This window comes from Pinirhizobacter sp. (assembly GCF_035317885.1).
Lineage (GTDB): Bacteria > Pseudomonadota > Gammaproteobacteria > Xanthomonadales > Rhodanobacteraceae > Pinirhizobacter.
Map to the genome: position 1 here is coordinate 1 of NZ_DATHFX010000441.1, position 2,412 is coordinate 2,412.

A 2,412-nucleotide genomic window follows, 5' to 3' on the forward strand; every position below is an offset into this window, starting at 1 on the left:
ACGAACTTCAGTCCCGCCACCCATTGGCGGGTCAGGCGGCATCCGGGTGATCCGCTATGGCCTGACCCGCCAATGGGTGGCGGGACTGAAGTTCGTTACCGGCGCAGGTGAGCTCCTGGAACTCAACCGCGGGCTGGTGAAGAACGCCTCCGGTTACGACCTGCGCCATCTGGTGATCGGTTCGGAAGGCACGCTTGGCATGGTCGTGGAAGCTACGCTATGGCTGGCGCCGCCGCCGCCGCCCACCCAGGTGATGCTGCTGGCCGTGCCGGCGATGGATGCATTGATGCGGGTGTTCGCCGTGGCGCGGACGAAGCTTCAACTGGAAGCATTTGAGTTCTTTACCGATCGCGCACTGGAACACGTGCTGGCCCATGGCGCGCAGGCGCCCTTCGAAGAACCATCGCCTTACTACGTGGTGGCCGAATTCGATGCCGGCGATGAGGCAAGCCAGGCCGCGGCGCTGGACATGTTCCAGGCATGCCTTGAAGCCGGTTGGGTCACTGACGGCGTGATCAGTAGCAGCCAGGCACAGGCGGCTTCGCTGTGGCGCCTGCGCGAGGGCATCACCGAAAGCCTTGCGCGCTACAAGCCATACAAGAACGACGTCTCCGTGCGCATTGGCGCGGTGCCGGCCTTCATGGCCGACATGGGGGAGCTCCTGGCAAGCGAATATCCCACCTTCGACGTGGTGTGGTTCGGGCATATCGGCGATGGGAACCTGCACATCAATGTGCTCAAGCCCGACGACCTGGACCCGGATCGCTTCGTTGCCCAGTGCGAGAGGGTGACCCAACAGCTGGCCGGGATGCTTCGCAAGCACGGCGGGAGCATCTCGGCCGAGCACGGCATCGGCCTGGTGAAGAAGCCGTACCTTGAAGGCACCCGCAGCGCGGAGGAGATCGCCGTGATGAAGGGCATCAAGGCGGTACTCGATCCGGATGGGATCATGAATCCCGGGAAGGTCTTTTAGGTGCCCGGGTATGAACCTCGTTTGTCAGTGGGGAAACACAGTGCGCTGGCGCGCGACCGCGTCCCACGCTAGCCTCATGGTTTTCCACGCCACCCGGTCGTAAGCACATGCAGGACGAGCACCGCCAGCTGTACCCCGAGATTACGCCGTACGACGAAGGATTCCTGCAGGTTTCGCCCCTGCACAACGTGTATTACGAGCAGAGCGGCAACCCGAATGGCAAGCCGGTGGTATTCCTGCATGGCGGCCCCGGTGGCGGCACCAACCCCCGCTGCCGCCGTTTCTTCGATCCGGCCAAATACCGCATCGTGTTGTTCGACCAGCGTGGTTGCGGCAGGTCCACGCCGCACGCGGAACTGCGCGAAAACACCACCTGGACACTGGTCGAGGACATGGAGGCCATCCGCAGGAAGCTTGGCATCGATCGTTGGCAAGTATTCGGCGGATCATGGGGTTCGACCCTGGCATTGGCTTATGCGCAGAAGCATCCGGACCACGTGAGTGAACTGGTGCTGCGCGGCATCTTCATGCTTCGGCGCTGGGAACTGGAATGGTTCTACCAGAAGGGTTGCGATGCCCTGTTTCCGGATGCATGGGAACACTACCTGGCGGCGATTCCACCGGCCGAACATGGCGACCTGATCAGCGCTTATCACCGCCGCCTCACCAGTGACGATGCACAGGTGCGCGTGGCCGCCGCGCGCGCCTGGTCGATCTGGGAAGCAGCCACCAGTTACCTGTACCAGGACACTTCGCACATCGTGTCCAGTGGCAAGGACGACTTCGCCCTGGCTTTCTCGCGCATCGAATGCCATTACTTCGTCAACGCCGGTTTCTTCGAGGTCGATGGCCAGCTCCTGCGCGATGTCGACCGCATACGCAACATTCCCACCATCATCGTTCAGGGCCGTTACGACGTGGTCTGCCCGGTGCGAAGCGCCTGGGACCTGCATCGCGTCTTCCCTGAAGCGACGCTGCAGATCGTGCCCGATGCCGGGCATTCGGCCTTCGAACCGGGCATCATCAGTGCACTGGTGACGGCCACCGATCGTTTTGCCCGATGAAAGTTTCTGGCAGATGTGCCGGTCCATGAACTGAAGACGCGGCGCCTCACCGCGTCATGGAGAAAGATCATGTTGCGATGGATGGCCTTTGGCCTGCTGGCCGTTTCCACATTGGCCGCCGCGCAGCCGGCGCCGCCCTCGGGCGCCTGGAACTCCCTGGCCAAGACCACCTGGGTCGCGGAGGGAAGCAGCAAGCCGGCCCGCCAGGTCTACGTGTTCACCGACACCGAGTGCCGGTACTGCCACAGGCTGTGGAAGATCATGCAGCCGATGCTCGCCGCCTACCCGGACCTGCAGGTTCGCAACGTGCTGGTGGCCGTGATCAGCGACGACAGCCAGCCAAGGGCCGAAGCGATCCTGTCCGCTTCCAATCCC

3 protein-coding genes are annotated in these 2,412 nt (G+C 63.0%); all 3 read left to right on the forward strand.

Annotated elements, in window-relative coordinates; genetic code table 11:
- Nucleotides 1-973: FAD-binding oxidoreductase (locus tag VK519_RS14460; RefSeq protein WP_324350888.1), on the forward strand; the 973-nt coding region annotated here is incomplete at its 5' end.
- A gap of 107 nt (nt 974-1,080) precedes the next feature.
- Nucleotides 1,081-2,037 (forward strand): prolyl aminopeptidase, encoded by a 957-nt coding sequence (gene pip, locus VK519_RS14465; protein ID WP_324350889.1) that lies wholly within the window; start codon nt 1,081-1,083, stop codon nt 2,035-2,037.
- Between the two features lie 69 nt (nt 2,038-2,106).
- A partial coding sequence (locus tag VK519_RS14470) for a thioredoxin domain-containing protein (RefSeq protein ID WP_524538998.1) occupies nt 2,107-2,412 on the forward strand: 306 nt, incomplete at its 3' end.

Coding starts and splice junctions, on each gene's coding strand:
- pip (WP_324350889.1), top strand. CDS start 1,081: ATGCAGGACGAGCACCGCCAGCTGTACCCCGAGATTACGCCGTACGAC.